Genomic DNA, 21871 nt, shown 5'->3' on the forward strand with positions numbered 1-21871 from the left:
CCTCTTACTGCAGCGTGTCCGAGGCCGTCGCGCGCAGCGTTCCCCCGGCCCCGGCGACCGCGACGACGTCGAGCGCGAGCAAGTCGTCGAACGCGGCGTCCGCGGCCAGCTCGCGCACCTGGATCTGATACCGCGGCGTCGTGCGGTAAGTGCCGCCCTGTTCGTCGCTCACCTGCACCAAAAAGCCTTGGTCGGCAAGGAAACGCAGCGCCCGCGACACCATCCCGCGCGTGGTGTCCGCCGCCATCCGGCCGTCCTTCGTCGCCGCGGCGGCCGGACGGCGGGCGTACGCGCGCCACGCCTGCTCCAGCTCCGGCGCGTCCGCCAACGGGTCGTTGTTCGCCTCAGCCAGCTGCGCCCGCTCGTCAAGCACGCGCGCCGCTTCGCGGACCATCGCGTCGACCTGCTCGACACTCACCCGGCCGATGTACGTGTCGTTGGCCAGGTCGTCCGGCCGCGGGTAGCCGAGCGCGGCCGTCGCGAGGTGGATCAGGCCGTGCAGCACCTTTTCCGTCTCGCGCCGCTCCCGGATCTTGGCTTGCCGCGCGTAGCTGTCCATCTTGATCTCGAAGACGGACTCGTCGGTGGCCGCGAGCACGCATCCGGCCTGCTGCGTCACCTCCAGCACCATCAGCCCGAGCCCGGACGCGACCGCGTGGGTGAGCGCCTTGAACGCGTTGTCCTCGCCGTAGCGGCGCACCAGCTCGCCGTACACGACGTCTCGGGCGGGCAGCTGCTTCGGGCGCATCCCGAAAGCGACGAGGCGCGAGGCGGCCTCGGCGTCGACGCTCGTGTGCGTCACAGGCATCAGGCGACCTCCTCGGTCTCGTCGTCCGCTCGTTCGACCTCCGCCGTGGACAGCAGCAGATCGGCCCCGCCGAAGTCCGGGTCGTCGAGCAGGGTGCCGTCGTCGACGGCGAGCAGCACGTGGCGTTCCCCCTGCCGACGCGCCGCGCCGACCTCGGGACTGTAAGCGTGCACCGCACGCAGCGCGACCAGGGACGCCAGGTTCGGCTGCCCGGAGCGGCGCGCGTCCTCCAGCAGCCCGGACAGCCGGCGCGGCACGTCGGGCAGGTCCAGCAGTTCGTCGGCGAGCCGCCACACGTCGTCGCCGAAGCGGTCGGTCACCTCGGCGGGCACCAGCTCCGGCTCCGGCACCTCGCCGACCAGCTGATCGCGTTCCGGAGCGGGCCGCAGCAGCAGCGACACCAGCGAGGACAGCGACGGCACGACCGGCGTCGTGATGCCGGCGACGGCGTGGAAGAAGTGCTCGGCGGGCGCGGTGGCGTCGGCGAGCGGCAACCCGAGGGTCGGCATCAGGAGCTGGCCGAACAGGTCGATCGTGGCCCGCTGCGGCGGTCCGGAGAACTGCTGGCGGTCCTGTTCGGCGCGGAAGACCGCACCGGCGTCGGCCAGCCGCGACTGGAGCCGGGTGTGCCGCCGGATGCAGTCGGCGACGATGTCGACCAGCTCGGCCGCGCGGCGCTTGTGGTCGGCGTCCTCGGATTCGTCGCGCGCGGTGGTGATGTTCTTCAGGATCGCGTTCTCCGCACGGAAGCGGGACTCGATGTGCCCGAGCGCCGATTCGATCAGCTCCGGCACCTCGCTCTCCCAGTCGACCGCGCGCACGTCACGACGGGTGGCGTCGAGCTTCGCGCGCAGCGTCTCGCCGTACTGCACGGTGCGGTAGCGCGCCTGCTCCGCGGCCAGCTTCGCGTCGGCGAGGCGGCCGCGGTTGATCAGGTTCTCCAGCTTCACCTCGGCCGCGATCTGCGCCGACTCGACGTCCGTGTCCAACGCGCCGACCAGCACGTTGATCGCCTCGTCGGTGGCGCGCAGGTACACCTCGCCGTCCGGCGCGGCCAGCTCGACCAGGAGCTTGAAGTCGAACTGACGGCGCTGGTAGCCGCCGGGGCCGAGCGAGCCGTACACGCGCCGGAAGCCGCGGTCGGTGGTGCCGACGTTGATCAGGTTGTCCAGCACCCACTTCGCGACGCGCACGTGCTCGTCCGGCATCCGCGAGGGCGCCTGCAGCGAGATGAACGGCAGCAGCCGGTCGATGACCTGGTCGTGGCCCGCGCCGGTGTCGAAGTCCATCGCGATGGTGACCTGGTCGATCGTGTGCAGCGCGATCTCGGCCATCTGGTAGACGGTGGCGTCGGCCCAGTCGAGCTTCGCCTTGCGCGCGTCGAGGTCGTGCAACGGCGCGGTGCAGGCGAGCGCCTTCAGCCGACGGGTCAGCCCCTCGTCGGCGAGCCCAGCGGCGCCCATCTCGTCGTATCGCACAGCAGGTCAGGCTAGTCGGCCTGCCCGGGCGCCCGCACACGCGGACGGCTAGCGTGGCGGGCATGCGGGAGATGACCAGGGCGGAGTGGTGGAAGTTCGCGAGCGAGGGCACGCGGACCGGGATGCTGGGGATCGTGCGGGCCAATGGGGCACCGGTCGTCACGCCGGTGTGGTTTCTGCTGAACGAGGGGCCTGGTGGTGACGAATTGATCTTCACCACCGGCACGGACACGCTGAAAGGCAAGGCCCTGCGCCGCGACGCGCGGATCTCGCTCGCCGTCGACGACCAGCGGCCGCCGTTCTCGTACGTGCAGTTCACCGCCGAGGCGGAACTGCACCACGATCTCGACGAAATGCGGGAGTGGGCGACGCGGCTCGGCGCGCGGTACATGGGCGAGGAGAACGGCCCGGCCTACGGCGAGCGCAACGCCGTCCCCGAAGAATCCCTCGTCCGGGCGAGGATCACGAAGGTGATCGCGCGGGCGGACATCGCCGGCTTCTGACCCGCCTTTTCTTTCGGCTTGCGCTCCGCGGCTACGGCTGCGGAGCGTAATGCCGTGATCGCACTATTGACACCGCACCTGCCGAGGGTGTGTGATCTGTCCCGATAAATAGGAAACTTTCCTAACGAAGACTCTTGAGCAATCCCGCCGCCGCCCCGATCCCCCTCAAGCAGGAGGCCCCCGTGGCACGACGCTCGACGTTGAGCGCGCTGTTCGCCGGTACCGCGGCGACCGCACTCGGCTGCGCACTGCTGACCCCCGTGACCGCGACCGCGGCGACCGGGGATTACGAGTCCGAGGACGCGACGCTCTCCCAGGCCAAGATCGCCACGAACCACTCCGGGTACTCCGGCAAGGGTTTCGTGGACTTCGACAATCTCGTCGGCAGCTACGCCGACTACTCGGTCAACGCGGCACAGGCCGGCACGCACACGCTGACTTTCCGCTACGCCAACGGAACCGCCGACGACCGGCCGATGAAGCTCGTGGTCGACGGCGGCGACAAGGGCACGGTTTCCTTCCCTGGCACGGGTTCCTGGACGACGTGGAAGACCGTCACCGCGACCGTGCAGCTCACCGCGGGCGTCAACCACGTCCGCACCGTTTCGGCGTCCGCGAACGGCGGGCCTAACACCGACAAGATCACCGACAGCTTCAGCGCGCCGGCCGACAACGAGCCGCCGACGCCGCCGAAGAACTTCCAGGTGTCGAACATCCGGCCCACCGCGGCCGATTTCCGCTGGGACCCGGCGACGGACAACGTCGGCGTCACGCGGTACGAGATCAACCGCGGCGGCAACACGCTGAAGGTCGTGGACGGCAAGACCACCTCAGCGACCGTCGACCAGCTGACGCCGAACACGTCGTACGACATCTCGGTGATCGCCTACGACGCGGCGGGCAACCCGTCGCAGCCGAGCAACGTCGTCGGCGTGAAAACGCCGCCCAGCGACGACAAGACCCCGCCGAGCGTGCCCGGTTCGCTCAAGTCCACCGGCAGCACGTCGGACAGCATTTCGTTGTCCTGGAAGGCTTCCACCGACGACAGCGGCTCGATCGCGGGCTACGACGTGTACCAGGGCAACGACGTCGTCTCGACCACGACGCAGACCTCGGCGACGGTCACCGACCTCAAGCCGAACACGTCCTACACGTTCACCGTGAAGGCGCGTGACCCCAACGGAAACGCCTCAGCGGCGAGCAACGCGGTCACCGCGAAGACCACCAGCAGCAGCGGTGCCGGCGGCGGAATCCCTTCGTACGACAAGGACATCGCGAAGGTCGACCTCGGCTGGGCGGTCGGTTTCCTGCCGAACGGCAACGCGCTCGTGACCGAGCGGGACCGGTTCGAACTGCTGCAGATCACCCCGGACGGCAAGAAGACGACGCTCGGCAAGATCCCCGGCGTAGTCACCACGAACGGCGAGGGCGGCCTGCTCGGGCTGGCGATTTCGCCGCAGTGGAACACCGACCACGCGGTGTACCTCTACCACACCTCGTCCAGCGACAACCGGATCGTGAAGGTCACCTACGACGGCACCACGCTGTCCAAGACCACCACCCCGGTGCTGACCGGCATGGCGAAGAACCAGTACCACAACGGCGGGCGGATCGCGTTCGGCCCGGACGGCAAGCTGTACGCCACCGTCGGCGACGCGAAGGTCAAGGCCAACGCGCAGAACAAGAGCTCGCTCAACGGCAAGATCCTGCGGCTCAACCCCGACGGTTCCGCGCCGAGCGACAACCCGTTCTACGCCACCGGCGGCAACGCGCGGTACGTCTGGAGCTACGGGCACCGCAACCCGCAGGGCCTCGCCTGGGATTCGCGCGGGCAGCTGTGGTCGTCGGAGTTCGGCGAGAGCAGCCAGGACGAGCTGAACCTGATCCAGAAGGGCGGCAACTACGGCTGGTCGGCGTGCGAGGGCACGATCGGCGACTGCAACGGGACCATCGCGCCGAAGAAGACCTGGCCGACCTCGCAGGCCGGACCGTCGGGCATCGAGATCGTGAACGACTGGATCTACATCGCGGCGGTGACCGGCAAGCAGTTGTTCGCCACGCAGATCAACGCCAAGGGCGACGGGATCGGCAACGTGTCCGCGGTGTTCTCCGGCCGCTGGGGCCGGCTGCGCTCGGTGACCAAGACCCCCGACGGGCACCTGTGGGTGACCTCGACGAACAACGACAAGCTCGGCGGCACGCCGGACACCATCGACAACGTGGTGGTGCAACTGAAGTTCCCCGGCGCGGGTCTCGCCGGATAAGCCGCGGCAGGGTGACCGGAGCGGCGCCGGTCACCCTGCCGCACCTAATTCTTTCAGGGGCACGAGCGCCTTGTCGGCTGGCCGACGAAGCGCTCGGTCTGTCCGGCTGAGGCTCTCGGGCGCGGTCACCGGCGACCAGCTCAGCATCCAGCCGCTTCCCGTTGACTGCCATGGCGTTTCGAGCCATTCCATAGCAGCCGGTCACCCCTAGTTCTCCCCAGCCACCAGTTCGTAACAGCGGATGCGCGCCTTCGCGTCGAACACCGGCACCGTGACCATGATTTCGTCCGCGCCGGTCTGCTTCGCCAGCTCAGCCAGGCGCGCTCGGACCTGTTCCGGCTCGCCGTACGCTTGGGCGGCGCGGAAGTGTTCGAGCTGCGGAACCATCTCCGGCGCGAACTCGTATTCGGCGGCCTGCTCCGGCGTCAGCATCGGCTGGTCTCCCCCGCCGCCGGTGAGCAGGTGGGATTTGAGGACGTTCATCGGACCGGACAGGTATTCGGCCTCGGCGTCGGTGTCCGCGCAGATCGTCTCGACGCACAGCAGCACGTACGGCTCGGAGCGCCACTTCGACGGCCGGAACTTCTCCCGGTACCGCTCCAGCGAGGGCGCGGTGTTGTCCGGCCGGATGTGATGCGCGAACGCGATCGGCAGCCCGCGCTCGGCCGCGACCTCGGCGCCCGCCGGGCTGGAGCTGAGCAGCCACGGCTCCGGCACGGTCACTCCGCCCGGGAGCACCTTTTCGCTGCCGAGATGCCTCAGCAACTCGTCGACATCCGCGTGGTAGTCGGCCTCTCCAGCCGGTTCGGCTCCTCGGCGCAGCGCCCGGATGATCTCCGGATCGAGCGCGCCGGGCCCACGCCCGACGCCGAGATCGACCCGGCCGCCGCTGAGCGCGGACAGCGTGCCGAACTGCTCAGCCAGCGCGAACGGCGCGTGGTTCGGCGCGAGGACCCCGCCGGACCCGACCCGCACCCGGGACGTCACCGCGGCCGCGTGCGCCGCGAGCACCTGCGGGGACGCGCTGGCGATGGCCGGCGAGCCGTGATGCTCGGCGAACCAGAGACGCCGGTAGCCGAGGTCGTCCAGCCGCCGCGCGACGGAGGACAGCGGCTCGAGCGCCGCCGTGGCCGACTGCCCGGCTTCGACGAGCGCGAGTTCAAGTGCGGAAAGCGGCACATCGATCATGGCCCCCACGGTAGCGAACCCGGTGGTGTGGCGGGGGTGATTTGTCCACTGTGGACGAAATCTTGGCGGCCGGACCGGGCGGGGCTGGGCAAGGTGCGGCAGGCGGCTATTCGAGCCCACGTGAGTGTTCAGGCCGGTGAGAGCGGATGCCCGGGCCCTGCCTGCGGTGGCGAGCGCCCCAATGTGGCATTGGGTGCGTCAGACGCACCCAATGTGGCGTTCGATGCGTTGAGCGCACCCAATGAGGTTCTCAGTAGTGCGGTGTGCGGCGGGTTCGTTGTGGCGGTGCTGGGCCGGGGGATGCGGAGCACTGCTTGGCGAGACAGGCTGCGTGGCTGCGTTCCGGCGAAGGTCCGTGAGGGGAACCCTGAGGGACTCTGATTCCCTCAGGGTTCCCCTCACGGACGTCGGCATGGGGTGCGCAAGACCGCGCACAACCCGAACCCGCAGAGCACCACGGCCTCGGCCTCGTGAGTGTTTCTGCCGGTGAGAACCGGGACGAACACTCACGAGGCTCCCCGCGGGCAACCGCGTCAGGCTTCTTCCTCCAGCATTTCCGGGGTCACCGCTGATTCGGTGTCCGGGATGCTCAGTTCCTTCGCCCGCTTGTCCGCCATCGCCAGCAGCCGCCGGATCCGGCCGGCCACCGCGTCCTTCGTCATCTGCGGGTCGGACAGCTGGCCCAACTCTTCGAGCGACGCCTGCCGGTTCGACAAGCGCAGGCGGCCCGCGGCGAGCAGGTGATCCGGCGCGGTGTCGCCCAGGATCTCCAGCGCGCGTTCCACCCGGGCAGCCGCCGCGACCGCCGCGCGGGCCGAGCGGCGCAGGTTCGCGTCGTCGAAGTTGGCGAGGCGGTTGGCGGTCGCGCGGACCTCGCGGCGCATCCGGCGTTCTTCCCACTGCAGCACGCTCGCGTGCGCGCCCAGGCGGGTCAGCAGGGCTCCGATGGCGTCACCGTCGCGGACCACGACCCGGTCCGCGCCCCGTACCTCGCGGGACTTCGCCTGGATGCCCATCCGCCGGGCCGCGCCCACCAGAGCCAAGGCCGCTTCCGGGCCGGGGCAGGTCACTTCCAGCGACGACGAACGGCCCGGTTCGGTCAGCGAGCCGTGCGCCAGGAAGGCACCGCGCCAGGCTGCTTCGGCGTCGGCCACTCCGCCGGACACCACGGCGGCGGGCAGGCCGCGCACGGGGCGTCCGCGCTGGTCGATCAGGCCGGTCTGCCGGGCAAGGCCCTCGCCGTCTTTCACCACGCGCACGACGTACCGCGTCCCCTTGCGCAGTCCGCCGCTCGCGGTGATCACGTGCACGTCCGAATGATGTCCGTACAGCTCGTGGATCTCCTTGCGCAGCCGCCGCGCGACCGAACCCGTGTCCAGCTCCGCCTCGACCACCACCCGGCCGGCCACGATGTGCAGCCCGCCCGCGAAGCGAAGCAGCGACGCGACCTCCGCCCGGCGCGGCCCGATCTTCGTGATCTCGAGCCGGCTCAGTTCGTCCTTCACCGCGGCGGTCATCGCCATGTACTGCCCCTCCTGCCTTTCGCTGCGCGCCCGCCGTCACCCACAGTGCTCCCCGCCGAGGCCTAGTGCCTCTCGCATGCACTGGGCGAGCGCACCAGGATCATGCCGTCCCTCCACGACCGGGTCGGCCACCGCCCCCAGGCAGGCCCTCGCTCCCAGGCGTTCGGCCGCCCGGCGCAGGCTTGCCGGGTCAGGGACGGAATCACGGTCCGCGACGACGGCGTCGACCCGCAGCGCGGGCGCGTGCTCGAAGAGTACGTCCAGATGCCGCTCGGGGGAGAATCCGCCGGTTTCCCCCGGTTGGGGGACAAGATTCAGCACGACGACCTTGGTGGCGCTCGTGCGCACGAGCGCGTCGTGCAGGTCCGGGACCAGAAGATGCGGCAGCACGCTGGTGAACCACGAGCCGGGGCCGAGGAACACCACGTCCGCCTCCAGCACCGCCTCGATCGCCTCCGGGCAGCCGCGCGGCGGACGCTCCTGGCGGCCCGCCGGGTGCAGCGTGATGCGGTGCACCTGGCCGGGCGTGCTGGCGACCGCGACCTGGCCGCGGATCCGCCGGATCGCGTCCGGGTTCTCGCTGTCCAGGCCGCTGACCTCGCCCTCGATCTCCAGCGGCTCCGGCGACATCGGCAGCACGCGGCCGGAGATGCCCATCAGCCTGCTGGCCTCGTCGAGCGCGGCCACCGGGTCGCCGAGCACCTCGAACAGCCCGGCGAGCAGCAGATTGCCGACGGCGTGCCCGGCGAGCGCGCCGTCGCCGCCGAAGCGGTGCTGGAACACCTCCGCCCACAGCCGCCCGCCGTCCTCGGCGGCGAAGGCGGCGAACGCCTGGCGCAGGTCGCCCGGCGGCAGCAGCCCCAACTCGCGCCGCAGCCTGCCGGACGACCCGCCGTCGTCGGCCACCGTCACCACCGCCGTGACGGCGCGGGTGATCCGCCGGAGCGCGGTCAGCGTCGCGTGCAGCCCGTGTCCTCCGCCCAGCGCCACCGCGCGCACGTCACTCCCGGCCAAGATCCCGGTGCACCACCTTTACTGCCATGCCGTCCTCATTGGACAGTCGCTGGGCGAGTTCCTCGGAGATCGCGACGCTGCGGTGCTTGCCGCCGGTGCAGCCGACCGCGAGCGTCAGGTACCGCTTGCCCTCGCGCTTGTAGCCGGCGCCGATGAGCCGCAGCAGCTGGTGGTAGCGGTCGAGGAATTCCTCGGCGCCTTCCTGCGACAGCACGTAATTGCGCACCTCGCCGTCGAGGCCGGTGTGCTCGCGCAGCTCCGGGATCCAGAACGGGTTCGGCAGGAACCGCACGTCCATCACCAGGTCGGCGTCCATCGGCAAACCGTACTTGTAGCCGAAGGACAGCACGGTGACGCGGGTCTGCGTGCTGGCCTCGGAGCCGAACGCGTCCTCGATTTTCGCGCGCAGGTCGTGCACCGACAGCGCGGACGTGTCGAGCACCAGGTCGGCCTCCTCGCGCAGCGGCGAAAGCAGCTTGCGCTCGGCGGTGATGCCGTCGGCGAGCCTGCCGTCACCCTGCATCGGGTGGCCGCGGCGGACCGATTCGAAGCGGCGCACCAGCACCGCGTCCGTGGCCTCGAGGAACAGCACGCGCGGCTTGTACCCGCGTGCGTCCAGGTCCTTGATCACCGAGGCCAGGTCGTCGGTGAACGCGCGCGAGCGCACGTCCATCACCACCGCCACCTTCGTGATCGCCCCCCGCGCCTGCGCGCCGAGCTCGACCATGGTGGCGATCAGCTCCGGCGGCAGGTTGTCGACCACGAACCAGCCGAGGTCCTCCAGGCATTTGGCCGCCGTGGAGCGGCCCGCGCCGGACAGGCCGGACACGACCGCGACCTCCATCCCGCTGCCCCGTTTTTCCTCTTCCGCACTCACTTGTGTGCTTCCTTCCCGATCACGACCCCTGGTCCCCTCCCGGTACTGCCCGCGGTGCGGCGCCGGTCTCCCCGGCCAGTGCCGCCACCACGGCCTCGGCGGTGCGCCTGCCGAAACCGGGCACCGCTTCGATTTCCTCGACCCGGGCCTGCTTGAGCTTCTTCACCGAGCCGAAGTGCTTGATCAGCGCGGTGCGCCGAGCCTGCCCGAGTCCGGGCACACTGTCCAATTCGGACGCCTGCATGCGCTTGGCGCGCTTTTCGCGGTGGTAGCGAATGGCGAACCGGTGCGCCTCGTCGCGCAGCCGCTGCAGCAGGAACAGCGCGTCGGACGTGCGCGGGAGGATCATCGGATCCGGTTCTCCCGGCAGCCACACCTCTTCGAGCCGCTTCGCGAGCCCGACGACGGCGATGTCGGTGATGCCGAGTTCGGCGAGCACGTCCGCGGCCGCGGTGGCCTGCGGGCCCGCGCCGTCGACGACCAGCAGGTTCGGCGGATAGGCGAACTTGCGCGGACGGCCGGTCTCCGGGTCGATCCCCGCGCGCACCGGCTGGGCCGCCTCGTCCCCCGCTTCCTCGACGGCCTCGGCTGCGGTTTCCGTTGTCTCAGCGGCATTTTCCGCGGTTTCCTTGAGATAGCGGGAGAAGCGCCGCCGCACGACCTCGGCGATGGACGCGACGTCGCCCTCGGTCGCCGCCTCGCGCAGCGCGAACTTGCGGTACTCGGATTTGCGCGGCAGCCCGTCCTCGAACACCACCAGCGACGCCACGACGTCACTGCCCTGGATGTGGCTGATGTCGACGCATTCGATCCGCAGCGGCGCGCTGTCGAGCGCGAGGTAGTCCTGGAGTTCCTGCAACGCCGCGGACCGTGCGGTGAGGTCGCCCGCGCGGCGCAGTTTGTGCTGAGTGAAGGCTTCCTTCGCGTTGCGCTCCACCGTTTCCGCGAGCGCCTTCTTGTCGCCGCGCTGTGCGACCCGCAGCCGCACGCGCGACCCGCGCAGGCCGGACAGCCACTCGGCGACCGCGTCGGCGTCCGCGGGCAGCTCCGGCACCAGCACCTCGCGCGGGACGACCGGCCCGACCTCGACGTCGTCGCGGCCCACTCGGTCGGATTCCTCGCCGTAGAACTGGGTGAGGAAGTGGTCGACCAGCGCCGGGACGTCCATTTCCTCGGCCTTGTCGATCACCCAGCCGCGCTGCCCGCGCACGCGCCCGCCGCGCACGTGGAACACCTGGACGGCGGCCTCGAGTTCGTCGTGCGCGAAGGCGACGACGTCCGCGTCCGTGCCGTCGCCGAACACCACGGCTTGTTTCTCCATCGCGCGGCGCAGCGCGCCGAGATCGTCCCGCAGCCGCGCGGCGCGTTCGAACTCCAGCTCTTCGGAGGCCTGCGCCATCTCGCGTTCGAGCCGCTTCACCATCGCGTCCGTGCGGCCGGCGAGGAAGTCGCAGAAGTCCTCGACGATCGCCCGGTGCTCGTCCGCCGACACCCGGCCGACGCACGGCGCCGAGCACTTGTCGATGTAGCCGAGCAGACACGGCCGCCCGATCTGCCCGTGGCGGCGGAAGACGCCGGTGGAACAGGTGCGAGCCGGGAAAACACGCAGAAGAAGGTCGAGGGTTTCGCGGATCGCCCACGCGTGCGAGTACGGCCCGAAGTAGCGGACGCCCTTCTTGCGCGCGCCGCGATAGACGTGCAGCCGGGGGAATTCCTCGTTCAGCGTGACCGCGAGGACCGGGTAGCTCTTGTCGTCGCGGTAGCGGACGTTGAACCGGGGGTCGAACTCCTTGATCCAGTTGTACTCCAGCTGGAGCGCCTCGACCTCGGTGCCGACGACGGTCCACTCGACGCTCGCCGCGGTGGTGACCATCTGCCGCGTGCGCGGATGAAGGCCGGACAGGTCGGCGAAGTACGAGTTCAGCCTGCTGCGCAGGCTCTTCGCTTTGCCGACGTAGATGACTCGCTTGGCGGCGTCGCGGAACTTGTACACGCCAGGCGAGTCCGGGATGCTCCCCGGCTGAGGTCGGTAGGTGGTCGGATCAGCCACGTGCCCCACTGTATGGCGAGGGTCCGACAGTTTCCGTGAGACCCCTTGCCGCGAGCGGGCGCATCCGGGTCGGCCGCGGATCCGGCCTGCCGTAGCCTGGCTTCGCCGACCCGCCGAACGATCAGGGAGCAGCCATGACCGTCCGCGTCGCCACCTGGAACGTGAACTCCATCGTTCCCCGGCTGCCCCGCGTGCTCGACTGGCTCGACCGCACCGCGCCGGACGTCCTGTGCCTGCAGGAACTCAAGAACACCACCGAAGCCTTCCCCGCCGACGAGATCACCGCGCGCGGGTACGAGGTCGCCGCCTACGGGCTCGGACGGTGGAACGGCGTCGCGATCCTCTCAAAGATCGGGCTCGACGACGTAGCGCGCGGGCTGCCGGGCGAACCGGGCTTCGACGGGCAGGCCGAGGCGCGCGCGATCGGCGCGACGTGCGGCGGGATCCGCCTCTGGTCGGTGTACGTGCCGAACGGGCGCGAGCCGGAAAATCCGCACTACGCTTACAAACTCGAGTGGTTCGAGAAGCTCAGCGACCTCGTCGGCGACGAGCTTCAGCAGGCCCGCCCGTTCGCGGTGCTCGGCGATTTCAACGTCGCGCCAACCGACCAGGACGTCTGGGACATCTCGCTTTTCGCCGAGTCCACGCACGTCACCGAGCCCGAACGGGCCGCGCTGAAGAAGCTTCGCGACGCGGGATTGTCCGACGTTTTCCCGCGGCCGCTGAAGTACGACCACCCGTTCACGTACTGGGACTACCGCGGCGGGAACTTCCCCAACAACAAGGGAATGCGCATCGACCTCGTCTACGGCAACGAGGTTTTCGCCAAAGCGGTCACCGATTCCTACGTGGACCGCGAGGCCCGCAAGGGCAAGGGACCGTCCGACCACGCGCCGATCGTCGTGGATCTGGAACTGGATCTGGAGCGGTAAGAACTCAGGCCTCGGTGGCGGCCCGGTGCAGCTTTCGCAGCGCCCGCACCGCCAGCACCGCGCGTTCCCGGTCCACCGCCTGCACGGCCATCACCGAGAAGTACTCGTCGTCCGGCAGTTCCAGCCGGGCCCACGAGGCGCCGTCCGGGAAGCTGATCGACAGCACCTGATCCCAGGTGAACACGCGCCGCGCGAGGACGTTGCGGACCTCGATGCCGGTGGCGTCCGCGCGGACGCGGGCGTTGCCGAACAGCATCGTGCCCGCCGACAGCGCGACGCCGATGCCGATCATCGCGATCTGGTCCGACGCCTCGAACACGACGCCGGTGTGCGAGCTGCGCAGCAGGACCGCGACCACCACGAACGCCGCGAGCAGCGCCACCGCGAGCACGCTGCACATGACGAGCGCCCGGCGCGGCCGGATCACGAGGGTGGTCTGCGGCTCGGTCATCACGCTCACACGAATCCCCGCTCGGTCCACGGCTTGCCGAGGCCGCGCAGCACGTGCGCGGTGTCGAGCGCCGCCACGGCCGCTTCGTAGCCCTTGTCCTCCACAGAGCCGGGCATGCCGGAACGGTCGAGCGCCTGCTGCTCGGTGTCGCAGGTCAGGACGCCGTTGCCGACCGGGGTGCTCTCGTCGAGCGCGACCCGGGTGAGGCCCGCGGTGACCGCGTCGCACACGTACTCGAAGTGCGGGGTGCCGCCGCGGATGACGACGCCCAGCGCGACGACCGCGTCGTGGTTGCGCGCCAGCGCCTGCGCCGCGACCGGAAGCTCCACCGCGCCCGCGACGCGGACGACCGTGGGCTCTTCCTCCAGCTCGGCGTCCTTCGCCGCGGCGAGCGCGCGCTCCAGCAGCACGTCGGTGATCTTCGCGTTCCACCGCGTCGCGACGACCGCCAGCCGCAGGGACTTGCAGTCGCGCAGGTCGAGCGCGGCTTCCGGCCGCCCCTCGCCGCTCATCGCGTGGTGTCCTCCTCGGTGCCCTGGTCGGACGCCCCGACCTGGTCGTAGTGCTCGAGCTGGCTGAGGTCGTGCCCCATCCGGTCGCGCTTCGTGCGCAGGTACCGCAGGTTTTCCGGGTTCGGCGAGATCGGCAGCGCGACCCGGCCGGTGACGCGCAGGCCGTAGCCCTCGAGACCGACCCGCTTCGCCGGGTTGTTCGTGAGCAGCCGCATCGACCGGACGCCGAGGTCGCACAGGATCTGCGCGCCGGTGCCGTAATCGCGCGCGTCGGCGGGCACGCCCAGCGCCAGGTTCGCGTCGACGGTGTCCGCGCCCGCGTCCTGCAGCTGGTACGCCTGAAGCTTGTGCAGCAGGCCGATTCCGCGGCCCTCGTGCCCGCGGATGTAGAGCACGACCCCGCGACCCTCGTCGGCCACCTTCTGCAGCGCGGCGTCCAGCTGCGGGCCGCAGTCGCAGCGCAGCGAGCCGAAGACGTCGCCGGTGAGGCATTCGGAGTGGACGCGGACCAGGATGTCCTCGCCGTCGCCGATCTCGCCGTACACGAAGGCGACGTGCTCGATCCCGTCGAGCAGGCTGTCGTACCCGACCGCGCGGAACTCGCCCGCGGCCAGCGGGATCCGCGCCTCGGCGACGCGCTCGACCTGCTTCTCGGTGCGCCGCCGGTAAGCGATCAGATCCGCGATCGAGATGATCTTCAGATCGTGGTCGGCGGCGAACACTTCCAGCTCGTCGCGCCGGGCCATGTCGCCCTCGTCCTTCTGCGACACGATCTCGCAGAGCGCGCCCGCCGGGTGCAGGCCCGCCAGCCGGGCCAGGTCCACCGCGGCCTCGGTGTGCCCGGGACGGCGCAGCACGCCGCCTTCCTTGGCACGCAGCGGCACCACGTGCCCGGGGCGGCGGAAGTCCTTCGCGGTGGCTTCGGGATCGGCCAGCAGCCGGGTGGTGTGCGCGCGGTCGGTGCCGGAGATGCCGGTGCTGATGCCCTCCGCCGCGTCGACCGTGACGCTGTACGCGGTCCCGCGCTGGTCCTGGTTCGTGTGGTACATCGGCGGCAGGTCGAGCCGGTCCGCCTCGGACTCGGTCAGCGCGACGCACACGTAGCCCGAGGTGTAGCGCACCATGAACGCGAGCAGCTCCGGCGTCGCCTTCTCGGCGGCGAAGATGAGGTCGCCCTCGTTCTCGCGGTCTTCATCGTCGACAACAACCACGGCGCGTCCGGCCGCGATGTCCGCGATCGCGGCCTCGATGGCGTCTACGTCTACCACCGCGCCTGCCCCGCACGGGGTCCAACCGGTCTGCGGCTCGGCCGCCTTCGTCTCGCTCACGGGTGCTCCTTCGCTGCCGCCGCCGGGTGGATGTCACACATTGTGCGCGTTCGCCGCCACGTGTGGCGCAGTGAGCTTCTCCACGTACTTCGCGACGACGTCCACTTCGAGGTTCACGTGGTCGCCTTCTTCCCGCCTGCCGAGCGTCGTCACCTCGAGCGTGGTGGGGATCAACGCGACCGAAAACCGGTCCTCGGACACGCTCGCGACGGTGAGCGAAACGCCGTCCACGGCGATCGAACCCTTCTCCACGACGTACCGCGACAAGGCCGGGGGCAGGGAGAACGTCGTCACGCCGCGCTCGTCGCGGGAGACGAAGACGCCGGTGCCGTCCACGTGGCCCTGCATGATGTGCCCGCCGAGCCGTCCGCCCGCCGGGGTCGCGCGCTCGAGGTTCACCGCGTCGCCGACGGCCACCTTCGCGAGGCTCGAACGCTGAAGTGTTTCGTTCACCACATCGACGGTGAACTCGCCGCCGGAGACCGTGACGACGGTCAGGCAGACGCCGCTGACCGCGATCGAATCGCCGTGGCCCGCGTCCGAAGTGACCAACGGGCCGCGCACGGTGAGCCGAGCCGCGTCGGTGAACTGCTCGACCGCGGTGACCTCGCCGACCTCTTCGACAATTCCCGTGAACACTGCTGCCTCCTCGCCCGGCCACCGCCCTCGGTGGCCCCTCCATCCAACACCCGTCCGGCCCCGGGAGCTTCCCGGGCCGCGACGTCAGCTGACGCGGAGGCGGGCGGCCTGCTCGCGCAGCGCGGCGACGGCGCGGCCGGGGTCCTCGGCGCCGTAGACGGCCGAGCCCGCGACGAAGCAGTCGACGCCCGCTTCGGCGGCCTGTTCGATGGTGTCGGAGTTGATCCCGCCGTCGATCTCGACGACCAGCTTGAGGTGCCCGGTGTCGACCAGGCGGCGCGCGGTGCGCACCTTCTCCAGCACGTCGGCGATGAACGACTGCCCGCCGAAGCCCGGTTCGACCGACATGACGAGCAGCGTGTCGTAGTGCTTGAGGGTTTCCAGGTGCGGTTCGAGCGGCGTGCCCGGCTTGATCGACAGACCGGCCTTCGCGCCCGCGGCGCGCAGGTTCTTCGCCAGCATGACCGGGTCCGCGGCGGCTTCCACGTGCACCGTGACGTTGTACGCGCCGGCCTCCGCGTAGCCGATCGCCCAGCGGTCCGGGTCGTCGATCATCAGGTGGCAGTCGATCGGCACGTCGGTCGACTTGAGGATCGACTCGACCACCGGGAGGCCGAGGGTCAGGTTGGGCACGAAGTGCGCGTCCATGACGTCCACGTGCACCCAGTCGGCCCGGGTCTCTCCGGGCCGCGCGACGGCCGCGATCTCCTCGCCGAGCTTGGCGAAGTCGGCGGACAGGATGCTGGGTGCGATGAGAGGTGAAGCCACGACCCGAGTGTAGGAGGACCCGGTTCCGTCCTGTTCACCGGCCGTGACCGCACCGGAGTTCGCTTTCCGGACACCGGGCGCTCATCCGGATTCTCCGTATCGAACACATCGGCGAGCACTAATGGGTCGCATCCGGAAGTTCCGGACGAGAAGCACCCCGAGGAGAATCATGAGAACCGTCTTGGCAGGCCGCCGCAAGTGGCTGGCCGCGGGCGCGCTGGGCGTCGCGATGGTCGCCGCGGCCCCGGTCGCGATCGCCGCGCAGGGCAACCAGGACGACCAGGGCGCGCGCGCCGCTTCGGCCGGCGCGGGCGACCGCACGCAGGAGGTCCGCCAGGCGATCCAGGGCGGCCACGCGCGCAACGTCATCCTGTTCATCGGCGACGGCATGGGCCAGTCCGAGATCACCTCGGCGCGCAACTACGAGCGCGGCGCGGCCGGCCGGCTCGCGATGGACGAGTTCCCGCTGACCGGCGACTACACCACGTACGCGGTCGAGAAGGGCAACCCGGCGAAGCCGGACTACGTCACCGACTCCGCGGCGTCCGGCACCGGCTGGGCGACCGGCACGAAGACCTACAACGGCGCGATTTCCGTGGACGCCTACGGCAACCCGGTCCCGACGCTGCTCGAACTCGCCAAGCGCGGCGGACTGCGCACCGGCGACGTGACCACCGCCGAGGTCCAGGACGCGACCCCGGCCGTGCTCGGCGCGCACGTCGTCGACCGCGACTGCAAGGGCCCGGACGAGACCGCCAAGAAGTGCGCGCAGAACGCCAAGGAGAACGGCGGCGCGGGCTCGATCTCCGAGCAACTCGTGCAGACCCGCCCGGACGTGCTCCTCGGCGGCGGCGCGAAGTACTTCGACCAGAAGGCGACCGCCGGGCAGTTCAAGGGCAAGCCGGTTCTGGAGCAGGCCAAGGCCGCCGGCTACAACGTGGTCAACACCGCTGACGACCTGGCCAAGGCCCGTCCCGGCCAGCCGCTGCTCGGGCTGTTCGCGTCGGGCAACATGCCGGTGAACTGGACCGGGCCGAAGGCGACGCAGGGCGGTACCGCGCCGACTCGCTGCACTCCGAACCCGGCGCTGCCGAAGACGCAGCCGAAGCTGGTGGCGCAGACGCAGAAGGCGTTGCAGCTGCTGGAGGACCGGCGCAGCAACAAGGGGTTCTTCCTGCAGGTCGAGGGAGCTTCGATCGACAAGCAGGACCACGCGGCTGACCCGTGCGGGCAGATCGGCGAGACGATCGACTTCGACGCTGCTGTCGCGGCTGGGCTTGCTTATGCGCGCAGCCACACCGACACGCTCGTCGTGGTGACTGCCGACCACGGGCACACCAGCCAGATCGTGTCCAACGACGCCAAGACTCCGGGCCAGACCGCCACGCTGATCACCAACGAGGGCGCGAACATGACCCTCAACTACGGCACCGCGCTGCCTGGTTCCTCGATGGAGCACACCGGCACGCAGGTCCGCATCGCGGCTTACGGGCCGCAGGCGGCAAACGTCGTGGGGCTGACCAACCAGACCGACCTGTTCGGCACGGTGAAGCGCGCTCTTCGCCTGCGCTGAGCCTGAAGTCCGTGAAGGGCTCCTTGAGGGAATCTGATTCCCTCAAGGAGCCCTTCACGGCTTTCTACGCAGGCGAGGGCAGCAAGTCGAGCGGCTCCGACCAGGGGCGGCGCGGGTCCAGGCGGTGCAGCCGGACACCGGCCTCGGCCAAGGTGTCGAGGTGCCGCTGCCAAGCCGGGTGGTGGGCTCGGGTCGGCTGGATCTGATAGGCGACGACGATGGTGATCCCGGGCGCGCCAAGGACATCGCCTAGCAGCGTGAGCGCCTGGTTGTCCGCGATCCCCAGTGCCAGCTTCGCTACCGAGTTCGCGGATGCGGGCGCGAAGAGGAAGACCTTCGGATCCGGGTGCGGACGCGGTTCGCCGGGGAGGCGGGACGTGCTGCGCACCGGCAGGTCCGTCGTGGCTTCAAGTTCGCCAAGGCCGCCGGTCGCTTTCAGCCAGCCCCAGGCCGTCGGGGTAAGCGTGATGGCCAATCGCCAGCCTCGGGCGACCGCTGGTTTTGCCAGCTCGTCGGTGAACCGGGTGTCCAGTCCGCCGCACGAGCTGGCGACCAAACCTAGATCCGTCACGGTTTGCGCAGCACCGCGCAGAACATCGCGTCGGTGCCGTGTCGGTGGGGCCACAGCTGGACGTACGGGCCGTCGCCGAGCTGCGGGACGCCGGGGAAGAACTCCCGGGCGTCCACGATCTCGGACTTGGTGCGGCGGGCGGTTTCGCCTACCACGCCTTCGGTTTCGGCCAGGTGCGGCGAGCAGACGACGTACGTGACGATGCCGCCCGGGCGCACCAGGTCCAGCGCCGCCATCAGCAGTTCGCCTTGCAGCTTGGTGAGGTCCGCGACGTCCGACGGCTTGCGGCGCCACCGGGCTTCGGGGCGTCGGCGCAGTGCGCCCAGGCCGCTGCACGGAGCGTCGACGAGGATCCGGTCGTAGCCCGGTTCCAGGCCGGTTTCGCGGCCGTCGGCGACGTGCACGGTGACCGGCAGGCCCTCGATGGCGTTTTCGATCAGCCGGGCGCGGTGCGGGGCCTTCTCCACGGCGTCCACGTGCGCGCCGCTGATCTTGGCCAGCGCACCCAGCAGCGCAGCTTTGCCGCCGGGACCCGCGCACAGGTCCAGCCAGCGTTCGTCAGAGCCCTCCAGCGGAGCCTTGGTGACGGCGATGGCACACAGCTGGCTGCCTTCGTCCTGCACCGCGGCGAGGCGTTCGCGCACCGGTTCCGCGTCGGCCGGGTCGCCGGCGCCCGCGGGCAGGTGGACGCCGTAGGGCGAGTACGGCGCGGGGTCGCCGCCGGTGATGGCGGCCAGTTCGTCGGCGCTGATCTCGCCGGGGCGGGCGACCAGATGCACCTCGGGGCGGGCGTCGTCCGCCTCGAGGGCGGCTTTCAGCTCAGCGCCCTTGTCCCCCAACGCTTCCGCGAACGACCGGGCGACCCAGCGCGGGTGCGCGGTGCGGAGCGCGTAGGCGCCGATCGGGTCAGTGGCCTCGTCCGGCGTCAGTTCGTCAAGCCACTGCGACTCGTCCTTCGCCGACACCGCGCGCAGGATGGCGTTCGTGAATCCCGTTGCCCACGAACCGGCTTCGGCACGCACGAGGTCCACAGTGGACCCGACGGCGGCGTGCTCCGGGATCCGGGTGCGCAGCAGCTGGTAGACGCCGAGGCGCAGCGCGTCGAGCACCACCGGGTCGGTCTTCTCGATCGGCCGGTCAGCGCACGCGGCGATCACCGCGTCCAGCAGGCCTTGCGCGCGGGCGGAACCGTAGGTCAGTTCGGTGGCCAGCGCGGCGTCCCGGCCGCTCACCCGGCGTTCCCGCAGCAGCTGCGGGAGGACGAGGTTGGCGTACGCGTCCTTCTCGCGCACGGCGCGCAGCACGTCGAACGCCACCTGGCGGGCCGGATCGATCTCCGGCGGACGCCGCGGTCCCTGTTTGCGCGGAGCCGGACGGCCCCGCTGCGGCCGTGACGGCCGCCGTTCTCCACGCTCGTTCACCGCAGGCGCTCTCCTTCGTCGATCCTCGTGCCGCGCGCCCAGTCGGTGGCAGCCATTCGTTTCTTCCCGGCCGCCTGGACCTCGCCCAGCCGCACCGGTTTCGTCGCCGTGCCCACGAGCACGCGCTTGCGCTCGACCACCAGCTCGCCCGGCCGCGGACCGGGTTCATCGAGCACGGTGACCGGCCCCAGCTTGAACCGCTCGCCGCGGAACTCCGCCCACGCGCCGGGATCCGGCGTCACCGAGCGGATGTGCCGGTCGACCGCCGAAGCCGGATCCGCGAACGACACCCGCGCGTCCTCGACGGTCACCTTCGGCGCGTAGCTCATGCCCTCGCCCGGCTGCTCGACCGCGCGGAGCGTGCCGTCCTCGATGCCGTCCACGGTGGACACCAGCAGGTGCGCCCCGGACTCGGCGAGCCTGCTGAGCAGCGCGCCGGACGTGTCGGCCGGGCCGATCGTCTCGGTCACCACGCCGAACACCGGCCCCGCGTCGAGTTCCTTCACGATCCGGAAGGTGGACGCGCCGGTCATCTCGTCTCCCGCCCGGATCGCCGCCTGCACCGGGGCCGCGCCGCGCCACGCGGGCAGCAGCGAGAAGTGCAGGTTGACCCAGCCGTGCGCCGGGATGTCGAGCGCGGACTGCGGCAGCAGCGCCCCGTACGCGACGACCGGGCAGACGTCCGGTTCCAGCTCGCGCAGGCGGGCGAGAAACGCCGGGTCGCCGGCGCGAGCGGGGGTGAGCACCTCGATGCCGTGCTCGTCGGCGAGTGCCCCGACCGGGGACCGCAGCACCTTGCGCCCGCGCCCGGCCTGGGCGTCCGGCCGGGTGACGACCGCGACGACCTCGTGCCGCCCGGACTCGATCAGCGCGCGCAACGACGGCACGGCAGGCTCCGGGGTGCCGGCGAAAACGAGACGCATCACCGCACCTCCGGAAGGGAAAAGGGGATTTCAGGCTGGTCGGACATCGGAAGCGAGTCTAGAAGACCCTGTCCCCGGCGGCGCGGCGCGGGCAGCCGGCCGGGGCGGGCGCCAGGATCGGGTATATGACCACGCTGAAGGCGACCCTGCACGACGACCTCACGACCGCGATCAAGGCAAGGGACCAGCTGCGCTCGGCAACCCTGCGCCTGACCCTCTCGGCGATCGGCTACGAAGAAACCGCGGGCGACAGCGCACGCGAACTCTCCGACGACGAGGTCCTGAAGATCATCACCCGAGAGGTGAAGAAACGCCGCGACGCCGCCGAGGCCTTCGAGAAGGCAGGCCGCGCGGAGTCAGCCGAGCGCGAACGGGCGGAGGCCGAGGTCCTCACCGGCTACCTGCCCGCCCAACTGTCGGACGACGAACTGCGCGCTCTGGTCACCGAGGCCGTGACGGAAACGGGCGCCTCCGGGATGGCCGGGATGGGCACCGTGATGAAGGCGGTGCAGCCGAAGATCGCCGGACGCGCCGAAGGCTCCCGCGTCGCCGCCGAGGTGAAACGCCAACTCTCCGCCGGATGACTCCTCGCCGCCGCTCGCCTGCGGAGACTTCGGTCGCGCCTGCCGTCCGTGAGGGGCCCCTTCACGGACTCTGAGTCCCTCAAGGTTCCCCTCACGACCCGCCGATGTCCGTGAGGGCCACCCTCACGAACTCAGAGTCCCTCAGGGTTCCCCTCACGACCCGCCGATGCCCGTGAGGGCCACCTTCACGGAATCAGATTCCCTCAAGGAGCCCTTCACAGCCCACCCCGCCCGCCCGCTCGCCGCCGCAATGCGTCCCAACGCCGCATTGGGTGCATCCCACGCACCCAATGCGGCATTCGGTGCGTCCCACGCACCCAACGCCACATTGGGGCGCAAGCCCCAACCACCCACCCAACCGCAGCCGACGCACCCAACCATCGAGGCACCCACACCACCCCCGCACCCCGATACGAAGCCAAAAACGCGGACGGCGGGTGCTTGTCAAGGCATCTTTCCCGCCT

Annotated in this window: 20 protein-coding genes; 5 read left to right on the forward strand and 15 right to left on the reverse strand. The window is 70.5% G+C overall.

Annotated elements, in window-relative coordinates:
- Positions 1-4 precede the first annotated feature (4 nt).
- Together ACFXI3_RS28985 and ACFXI3_RS28990 are read right to left on the reverse strand one after the other, a co-directional pair.
- Positions 5-808: a hypothetical protein gene (locus ACFXI3_RS28985; protein WP_344267265.1), complete on the reverse strand. Its 804-nt coding sequence runs from the start codon at positions 806-808 to the stop codon at positions 5-7.
- Positions 808-2271 (reverse strand): hypothetical protein, encoded by a 1464-nt coding sequence (locus ACFXI3_RS28990; RefSeq protein WP_344268480.1) that lies wholly within the window; start codon positions 2269-2271, stop codon positions 808-810. The genes ACFXI3_RS28985 and ACFXI3_RS28990 overlap by 1 nt, the downstream gene beginning before the upstream one ends.
- Before the next feature lie 77 nt (positions 2272-2348).
- Between ACFXI3_RS28990 and ACFXI3_RS28995 the strand changes: the two genes are divergently transcribed.
- Both ACFXI3_RS28995 and ACFXI3_RS29000 read left to right on the forward strand, forming a co-directional pair.
- Complete coding sequence (locus ACFXI3_RS28995; RefSeq protein WP_344267267.1) at positions 2349-2789, forward strand: PPOX class F420-dependent oxidoreductase; 441 nt, start codon at positions 2349-2351, stop codon at positions 2787-2789.
- Between the two features lie 182 nt (positions 2790-2971).
- The gene (locus ACFXI3_RS29000; protein ID WP_378403681.1) at positions 2972-5053 is read left to right on the forward strand and encodes a PQQ-dependent sugar dehydrogenase; all 2082 of its coding nucleotides are present in this window, start codon (positions 2972-2974) and stop codon (positions 5051-5053) included.
- Between the two features lie 207 nt (positions 5054-5260).
- On the opposite strand, the gene ACFXI3_RS29005 is transcribed toward ACFXI3_RS29000, so the two are convergent.
- The 5 genes from ACFXI3_RS29005 to uvrC form a co-directional block, all read right to left on the reverse strand.
- Positions 5261-6241, reverse strand: coding sequence for an LLM class flavin-dependent oxidoreductase (locus ACFXI3_RS29005; protein ID WP_378403683.1), 981 nt, complete (start codon positions 6239-6241; stop codon positions 5261-5263).
- A gap of 533 nt (positions 6242-6774) precedes the next feature.
- Positions 6775-7764 carry a DNA-binding protein WhiA gene (gene whiA / locus ACFXI3_RS29010; RefSeq protein WP_344267273.1) on the reverse strand — a complete coding sequence of 330 codons (990 nt, stop codon included), beginning with the start codon at positions 7762-7764 and terminating at the stop codon, positions 6775-6777.
- Between the two features lie 36 nt (positions 7765-7800).
- The gene (gene yvcK, locus ACFXI3_RS29015) at positions 7801-8763 is read right to left on the reverse strand and encodes a uridine diphosphate-N-acetylglucosamine-binding protein YvcK (protein ID WP_116205181.1); all 963 of its coding nucleotides are present in this window, start codon (positions 8761-8763) and stop codon (positions 7801-7803) included.
- A 1-nt stretch (position 8764) separates the two neighbouring features.
- A complete protein-coding gene (rapZ, locus tag ACFXI3_RS29020; RefSeq protein ID WP_020658140.1) occupies positions 8765-9622 on the reverse strand; it encodes an RNase adapter RapZ in 858 nt (285 codons plus the stop codon).
- Between the two features lie 52 nt (positions 9623-9674).
- Positions 9675-11705, reverse strand: a complete 2031-nt coding sequence (uvrC, locus tag ACFXI3_RS29025) for an excinuclease ABC subunit UvrC (protein ID WP_378403685.1) — start codon at positions 11703-11705, stop codon at positions 9675-9677.
- A gap of 134 nt (positions 11706-11839) precedes the next feature.
- On the opposite strand from uvrC, the gene ACFXI3_RS29030 reads away from it, so the two are divergent.
- A complete protein-coding gene (locus ACFXI3_RS29030) occupies positions 11840-12637 on the forward strand; it encodes an exodeoxyribonuclease III (RefSeq protein WP_378403687.1) in 798 nt (265 codons plus the stop codon).
- 4 nt (positions 12638-12641) lie between these two features.
- On the opposite strand, the gene ACFXI3_RS29035 is transcribed toward ACFXI3_RS29030, so the two are convergent.
- From ACFXI3_RS29035 to rpe, 5 genes are all read right to left on the reverse strand, one after another.
- Complete coding sequence (locus ACFXI3_RS29035; RefSeq protein ID WP_344267279.1) at positions 12642-13088, reverse strand: PH domain-containing protein; 447 nt, start codon at positions 13086-13088, stop codon at positions 12642-12644.
- A gap of 5 nt (positions 13089-13093) precedes the next feature.
- On the reverse strand, positions 13094-13600 hold the full coding sequence (gene ribH, locus ACFXI3_RS29040; RefSeq protein WP_067579223.1) for a 6,7-dimethyl-8-ribityllumazine synthase: 507 nt from the start codon (positions 13598-13600) through the stop codon (positions 13094-13096).
- Positions 13597-14868, reverse strand: a complete 1272-nt coding sequence (locus ACFXI3_RS29045; RefSeq protein ID WP_344268485.1) for a bifunctional 3,4-dihydroxy-2-butanone-4-phosphate synthase/GTP cyclohydrolase II — start codon at positions 14866-14868, stop codon at positions 13597-13599. The genes ribH and ACFXI3_RS29045 overlap by 4 nt, the downstream gene beginning before the upstream one ends.
- Before the next feature lie 93 nt (positions 14869-14961).
- Positions 14962-15567: a riboflavin synthase gene (locus ACFXI3_RS29050; protein WP_378403690.1), complete on the reverse strand. Its 606-nt coding sequence runs from the start codon at positions 15565-15567 to the stop codon at positions 14962-14964.
- A gap of 84 nt (positions 15568-15651) precedes the next feature.
- Positions 15652-16335 (reverse strand): ribulose-phosphate 3-epimerase, encoded by a 684-nt coding sequence (gene rpe / locus ACFXI3_RS29055; RefSeq protein ID WP_344267284.1) that lies wholly within the window; start codon positions 16333-16335, stop codon positions 15652-15654.
- Positions 16336-16504: 169 nt separating this feature from the next.
- Between rpe and phoA the strand changes: the two genes are divergently transcribed.
- Positions 16505-17908 carry an alkaline phosphatase gene (gene phoA / locus ACFXI3_RS29060; RefSeq protein WP_378403692.1) on the forward strand — a complete coding sequence of 468 codons (1404 nt, stop codon included), beginning with the start codon at positions 16505-16507 and terminating at the stop codon, positions 17906-17908.
- Between the two features lie 64 nt (positions 17909-17972).
- Here the strand turns inward: phoA and ACFXI3_RS29065 are convergent, their stop codons facing one another.
- From ACFXI3_RS29065 to fmt, 3 genes are read right to left on the reverse strand one after another with little or no spacing between them, the layout of a single operon-like run.
- Positions 17973-18479 carry a flavoprotein gene (locus ACFXI3_RS29065; RefSeq protein ID WP_378403693.1) on the reverse strand — a complete coding sequence of 169 codons (507 nt, stop codon included), beginning with the start codon at positions 18477-18479 and terminating at the stop codon, positions 17973-17975.
- Positions 18476-19900 carry an RsmB/NOP family class I SAM-dependent RNA methyltransferase gene (locus tag ACFXI3_RS29070; protein WP_378403694.1) on the reverse strand — a complete coding sequence of 475 codons (1425 nt, stop codon included), beginning with the start codon at positions 19898-19900 and terminating at the stop codon, positions 18476-18478. Before ACFXI3_RS29070 ends, ACFXI3_RS29065 begins: the two co-directional genes overlap by 4 nt.
- Complete coding sequence (fmt, locus tag ACFXI3_RS29075) at positions 19897-20823, reverse strand: methionyl-tRNA formyltransferase (protein WP_378403695.1); 927 nt, start codon at positions 20821-20823, stop codon at positions 19897-19899. The genes ACFXI3_RS29070 and fmt overlap by 4 nt, the downstream gene beginning before the upstream one ends.
- 125 nt (positions 20824-20948) lie before the next feature.
- On the opposite strand from fmt, the gene ACFXI3_RS29080 reads away from it, so the two are divergent.
- Positions 20949-21407, forward strand: coding sequence for a GatB/YqeY domain-containing protein (locus tag ACFXI3_RS29080; protein WP_378403696.1), 459 nt, complete (start codon positions 20949-20951; stop codon positions 21405-21407).
- Positions 21408-21871 lie beyond the last annotated feature (464 nt).

The sequence above is a fragment of the Amycolatopsis sp. NPDC059235 genome (assembly GCF_042754125.1).
Lineage (GTDB): Bacteria > Actinomycetota > Actinomycetes > Mycobacteriales > Pseudonocardiaceae > Amycolatopsis > Amycolatopsis albidoflava.